This is a genomic window from Vreelandella boliviensis LC1, from assembly GCF_000236035.1.
Lineage (GTDB): Bacteria > Pseudomonadota > Gammaproteobacteria > Pseudomonadales > Halomonadaceae > Vreelandella > Vreelandella boliviensis.
Window position 1 is genome coordinate 199,879 of sequence record NZ_JH393258.1, and the last position, 6,172, is coordinate 206,050.

Genomic DNA, 6,172 nt, shown 5'->3' on the forward strand with positions numbered 1-6,172 from the left:
CTCTCCAGGGCCATTAACATGGGTATGAAAAGGGGCTAACAACAAGACTGCGCCATTACCGGATTTTTCCCGGTATGCGCAATAACCTGTCGGAGCTAGCTCCGTCCTGAATAATTGGAGAAGTTATATGGCTATTGGTGTTTGGATCAGTCTCATTGCGTACTTTGCGCTTATGGTCGGCATCGGTATTTATGCGATGCGCAAATCCACCTCTTCCTCTGAAGATTACATGCTGGGTGGTCGTACCCTCAGCCCAAAAGTAGCGGCCCTGTCGGCCGGTGCGTCGGATATGAGCGGCTGGTTGCTGCTTGGCTTGCCTGGGGCAATGTTCGTATCTGGCTTGGGTTCCGCCTGGATCGGCATTGGTTTGCTCGTGGGGGCGTTATTTAACTGGATTCTTGTTGCTCCGCGCTTGCGTGAACAGACTGTTCACTATGGCAATGCGATCACCATTCCAGCGTTCCTGGCAAACCGCTTCCCCACCCGTTCCATGTCACTGCGCACAGTGTCTGCCATCGTTATCGTGATCTTTTTCGCAGTCTATACCGCGTCAGGCCTGGTGGCGGGCGGCAAGCTGTTTGAAAGCGCGTTTACTGGCATTTACAACTTCGGCGACATGAGCAACTACGCCATGGGTGTTATGATCACCCTGGGCGTGGTACTTATTTATACGGTTGTCGGCGGCTTCCTGGCAGTGAGCATGACGGACTTCGTGCAAGGCTGCATCATGATGCTGGCACTGGTGATCATGCCAGCGGTAGTGCTGTTTGGCGAAGGTGGCGGCGGTTTATCGCAGGCCACACAGACCCTGAATGAAGTCGATCCCACCCTGCTTTCCTGGACGTCGGGGCTGACCTTCATCGGGTGGCTGTCGGCTGTGACCTGGGGCCTGGGTTATTTCGGCCAGCCGCACATCATTGTGCGCTTCATGGCGATCCGCACACTCAAGGAGGTGCCCGTTGCCCGCAACATTGGCATGGGCTGGATGCTTATCTCGCTGATTGGTGCCGTTTCTTTGGGCATCTTCGGCCGGGCCTATGCGATCCGCAACGGTATTGATGTCCAAGATCCGGAAACGATCTTTATCATCCTGGCAGACCTACTGTTCCATCCGTTGATTACCGGCTTCCTATATGCGGCGCTGCTTGCAGCGGTTATGAGCACCGTTTCAAGCCAGCTTCTAGTGGCGTCTTCGTCACTGACCGAAGACTTCTATCGCCTATTCCTGCACAAAAACGCAACTGAAGCGCAGTGTGTCGCCGTAGGCCGTGTCTGTGTTGTACTTGTGGGCATTGTGGCAGCGGTTATTGCCTCTGACGAAAACTCCCAGGTTCTGGGGCTGGTCAGTAACGCTTGGGCAGGGTTCGGTGCGGCATTTGGACCGTTGATCATTCTATCGCTGATGTGGCCACGCACGAACGGCAATGGTGCCATCGCTGGCATGGTGGTAGGTGCTGTTACCGTTATGATCTGGATCTCACTGGGATGGAATGGTGAGTTCCTGGGTGGCCCAGGTGTGTACGAAATCATTCCTGGCTTTATCGCGTCTTTTATTGCCATCCTAGTGGTGAGCAACATGACTAACGACTCTGGTGAATATCAGCATATCGAACGCAAGTAAGCGCTCAGCACACATTGAGCGTATCAAGAGGGCTCCCGCGGGAGCCCTCTTTAGGTTTGTTATTTTGTGTTGACTGCAAAAAGTATGACTACATCCTAACCGACGCAGCAACGCCTAAGTGTCGGCTAGCAAGGAGAGACCCAGTATGAACAATCATCTGCATAGCGACGTGAGTGATCTACGCTCACGCATTCGCACCCACTACGATGCCAACGAGGCAGATGTGCTGCACGGGCTTATCGAACGTATTAAGTTGTCGGAGGATGACCGCAAGAAGGTTGCCGCCGCTGGCGCCAAGTACGTGGAGCGTGTGCGTAAAGAAAGGTCGCCTTCAATGATGGAGGCGTTCCTGGCCGAGTACGGGCTCTCGACCACCGAGGGCGTTGGCCTAATGTGTCTGGCAGAGGCGCTGCTGCGCGTGCCCGATGCGGAAACCATCGACGACCTGATCCACGATAAGATTGAGCCCTCCGACTGGGGCGCCCACCTGGGCAAGTCCTCCTCATCGATGGTCAATGCCTCGACCTGGGCGCTGCTGCTGACCGGCAAGGTGCTGGAAGAAGATCCTAAAGGCCCGACGCGGGCGCTGCGCGGCCTAGTACGCCGCATGGGCGAGCCGGTGGTACGCAAGGCGGTTGGCCAGTCGATGAAGATTCTTGGCCGCCAGTTCGTACTTGGCCAGACCATCGAAGAAGGCATGAAGAATGCCCGTGAGCTCGAGAAACAGGGCTATACCTACTCCTACGATATGCTGGGCGAAGCGGCACGCACCGACGAAGATGCCGTTCGCTATCATGAAGCGTATGCCAAAGCGATCTCCGCCATCGCCGAGCAGGCCAAGGGCGACGTGCGCGGGAGCCCCGGCATTTCGGTGAAGCTCTCGGCGCTGCACCCGCGCTATGAATACACCCACCGTGACACGGTAATGGCGGAACTCCTGCCCCGCGCCAAAGAGTTGGTGCAGCAGGCGGCCAAGGCCAATATCGGTTTCAATATCGACGCCGAAGAGCAAGACCGGCTGGATCTCTCCCTCGACGTGATCGAAGCCCTGATGGCCGACCCCAGCCTGGACGGCTGGGATGGCTTCGGGGTGGTCGTGCAGGCTTACGGGCGCCGCGCCGCGCCGATGATCGAGACACTCTACGAGCTCGCCGAGCGATACAACCGCAAGATCATGGTACGCCTGGTAAAAGGCGCTTACTGGGATACCGAAATCAAGCTTTCCCAAGAGATGGGTGTGAAGACCTTCCCTGTCTTCACCCGCAAGGTCAACACCGATGTCAGCTACATGGCCTGCGCCCAAATGCTGCTCGATCGGCGCGACCGCATCTACCCGCAGTTCGCCACTCACAACGCCCACACCTGTGCCGCCGTCGTCGAGATGGCGGGCGAGGACAAGGACAGCTACGAGTTTCAGCGCCTGCACGGCATGGGCGAATCGCTGCACCAAATTGTCAAGGAGTCGGAAGGCACCCACTGCCGCATTTACGCCCCGGTCGGTGCGCACCGCGACCTGCTGGCCTATCTGGTACGTCGCCTGCTGGAAAACGGCGCCAACTCCTCGTTCGTCAACCAGGTAGTGGATAGCTCGATTCCGCCAAGTGACGTCTCAAAGGACCCCATTGAAGGGTTTAAACAGCTCGGCAGCGACGTCTCAAGCCCGTTGATCCGCCAACCTAGCGAGCTATTTGAGCCCGATCGTAAGAACTCCAAGGGTTATCGGATTAATGAACCCGCCTCGATTCTGCCGCTGCTCGATGCGCGTGAATCCTTTGCCGACGCCACCTGGACTGCAGGCCCCATGCTGGTAGGTAGCCCTGCACCCCAGGGCCCGGCGCGCGATGCCCTTTCCCCCGCCGACGGCTCAAAGGTAATCGGCAAGGTACATGAGGCCACGCCGGAAGAGGTCGCCACTGCTCTCGACGCCGCCGAAGAAGGCTTCAAAGAGTGGTCGGCGCGCCCGGCGGCCGAACGTGCCGCGGTACTGCGCCGCACCGCCGATCTCTACGAGGAACACATCGCCGAACTGACCGTAATCACCACCCGCGAAGCGGGCAAGATGATGTTCGACGGTATCGCCGAAGTGCGCGAAGCGGTGGATTTCCTGCGCTACTACGCCAACGAAGGCGAGCGACTGGAGGCCGAAGAACCCGGCAGTGCCCGCGGCATCTTCGTCTGCATCAGCCCGTGGAACTTCCCGCTGGCCATCACCACCGGACAGATCGCTGCTGCCTTAGTGGCAGGTAACGCGGTACTTGCCAAGCCCGCCGAGCAGACGCCGCTGATCGCCGCTCGCGCCGTCGAACTTATGCGTGAAGCTGGTCTGCCGGAAGCGGCCCTGCAGCTGTTGCCGGGCGACGGCCCGACGGTGGGCGGCCCGCTGACCAGCGACCCTCGGATCGCCGGTGTCTGCTTTACCGGTTCAACTCCGGTGGCGCAAATCATCCATAAGGCGCTGGCCGAGAACGCGGGGCCTGATGCCGTGCTGATCGCCGAGACCGGTGGTCTCAACTCCATGATCGTCGACTCCACGGCGCTCACCGAGCAGGCGGTGCGCGATATCCTGATTTCCTCCTTCCAGTCGGCCGGTCAGCGCTGTTCCGCGCTGCGCATGCTGTATGTCCAGGAAGAAGCCCGCGACCGGTTGCTCAATATGCTCTACGGCGCCATGGACGCACTCACCATTGGCGACCCCTGGAATACCGATACCGACGTATCACCGGTCATTGACGCCGACGCCCAGACCGAGATCAACGACTATGTGTCGGCACACGAGAAGAACGGCAAAGTACTAAAGAAATTGGCTGCGCCGGACACCGGCACCTTCGTCACTCCAGCAGTAGTCGAAGTCGGCGGCATTGAGGATCTCGAACGTGAAATCTTCGGCCCGGTGCTGCACGTCGCCACCTTCAAGGCGCGGGACATCGACAAGGTCGTTGACGACATCAATGGTAAGGGCTACGGGCTGACCTTCGGCCTGCATACCCGCATCGACGATCGCGTGCAGCAGATCGTTGAGCGTATCCATGTCGGCAACGTCTACGTCAACCGTAACCAGATCGGCGCTATCGTCGGCTCCCAGCCGTTCGGTGGCGAGGGCCTCTCGGGCACCGGGCCCAAGGCCGGTGGCCCGCTCTACGTCACTCGCTTCCGCCGCACCGCGGACGCCGAGCGCCACGAGGTAGTTGAGGGGAATGCCGTGCCACTTAGCGACCTTCAACCGGCGCTTGACGGGCTGGATGCGCGTAACTGGGCGGTACGACCCAATCGGATCGAGGTACTGCGCAAGGCGCTCTCTGGCAAAAACGGCGTGATCCGCAAGGCGCTTGCCGAAACAGCAGCGTTAGATATGACGCCGCAGACGCTGCCGGGGCCAACGGGCGAAAGCAACCGTTTGGCGATGTATCCGAAGGGAGCGGTTCTGTGTCTCGGGCCAACCCTGGATATCGCTATCGCGCAAGCAGCGCAAGCCCTCGGCACGGGCTGTGCGGCCGTTGTAGTCGCACCCGGTGCCGAACAGGCTGTGAAGCCGCTGCTCGACGCCGGTGTGCCGGTAGCCGGGCTTGATGGCAGCGTTTCAGCCGAGACGTTGCGCGAAGTCAAAGGCATTGCGGCGGTCGCCGCAGCGGGTGACAGCGACTGGACACGCGAACTGCGTATTGCGCTGGCCAAGCGCGACGGCGCCATCATCCCGCTCGAGACCCAAACCATCTCGCCGGATCGCTACGTGGTGGAACGCCACCTGTGTATCGACACCACTGCAGCGGGTGGCAACGCTAGCCTGCTGGCAACCGCCGAATAGGTCGTTGCCTTAGTGGTCGGTGCTTAGGGGTCGGTGCTTAGGGGTGTGAGCGACTCACTGGGGTCGCTCGCCCTCCTCTCGCACTAAGAAAACGCTGATCACTGTCTCAGCGATCAATCATTATCCACTACTCGTTAGTGGCTTTTTTGTTTCTGGCAGCCGGGATTTTCGGGGGATTCCCAGCAATTTGTTAAATGCTCACTTGAATGCGCATTCTAGTGCGCATAACGTTTTAATAATGTTGGTCACAACTCTGTGGAGGGAAAATATGCCCGAACTTTACGATAAAGCCGCACCCAGAAAGGCAGCGAACCTGTCTGTAAACAGTGACCTACTCAACAAGACCCGCGCTCTGAACATTAACCTTTCAGCCACCCTTGAGCGGGCGCTGAAGGAAGAGCTTGCGAAACGGGAGGTAGCTCAATGGGTCGAAGAAAACCGTAGTGCGATCAAGAACTATAACGAATTCGTTGAGCAACATGGGTGCTTTGGCGACGAATTCCGGGAGTTTTGATGGCACAATTCGACGTTTACCCTAACCCAAGTAAAACCAGCAAAGCGCACTATCCTTACCTGATAGATATTCAAAGCGCCCTTCTGACCGACTTGGCAACTCGTATCGTTATCCCTTTGGGGAGGAGCGCTGCTTTTGGCGAACAGGCCATGCGGGGCCTCACGCCAGAGATAACGTTCAACGATCAGACGCTGCTCTTGCTCACTCCGACGTCACCCCATCCTCAGTAGCACCC

General features: G+C 58.6%; 4 protein-coding genes. All 4 read left to right on the forward strand.

What is annotated here, in order from left to right; genetic code table 11:
- Nucleotides 1-127 precede the first annotated feature (127 nt).
- The 4 genes from putP to KUC_RS10115 all read left to right on the forward strand — a co-directional run bounded on the left by putP (nucleotide 128) and on the right by KUC_RS10115 (nucleotide 6,167).
- On the forward strand, nucleotides 128-1,621 hold the full coding sequence (gene putP / locus KUC_RS10100; RefSeq protein WP_007113093.1) for a sodium/proline symporter PutP: 1,494 nt from the start codon (nucleotides 128-130) through the stop codon (nucleotides 1,619-1,621).
- Between the two features lie 145 nt (nucleotides 1,622-1,766).
- On the forward strand, nucleotides 1,767-5,423 hold the full coding sequence (gene putA, locus KUC_RS10105) for a bifunctional proline dehydrogenase/L-glutamate gamma-semialdehyde dehydrogenase PutA (protein WP_007113094.1): 3,657 nt from the start codon (nucleotides 1,767-1,769) through the stop codon (nucleotides 5,421-5,423).
- Between the two features lie 268 nt (nucleotides 5,424-5,691).
- A complete protein-coding gene (locus tag KUC_RS10110; protein WP_007113095.1) occupies nucleotides 5,692-5,937 on the forward strand; it encodes a type II toxin-antitoxin system CcdA family antitoxin in 246 nt (81 codons plus the stop codon).
- Nucleotides 5,937-6,167: a CcdB family protein gene (locus KUC_RS10115; RefSeq protein WP_083825767.1), complete on the forward strand. Its 231-nt coding sequence runs from the start codon at nucleotides 5,937-5,939 to the stop codon at nucleotides 6,165-6,167. The genes KUC_RS10110 and KUC_RS10115 overlap by 1 nt, the downstream gene beginning before the upstream one ends.
- Nucleotides 6,168-6,172: the final 5 nt, after the last annotated feature.

Excerpts from the sequence above, each read along its gene's own strand:
- putP (WP_007113093.1), top strand. The coding sequence starts at position 128 with ATGGCTATTGGTGTTTGGATCAGTCTCATTGCGTACTTTGCGCTTATG.
- putA (WP_007113094.1), top strand. The coding sequence starts at position 1,767 with ATGAACAATCATCTGCATAGCGACGTGAGTGATCTACGCTCACGCATT.
- KUC_RS10110 (WP_007113095.1), top strand. The coding sequence starts at position 5,692 with ATGCCCGAACTTTACGATAAAGCCGCACCCAGAAAGGCAGCGAACCTG.
- KUC_RS10115 (WP_083825767.1), top strand. The coding sequence starts at position 5,937 with ATGGCACAATTCGACGTTTACCCTAACCCAAGTAAAACCAGCAAAGCG.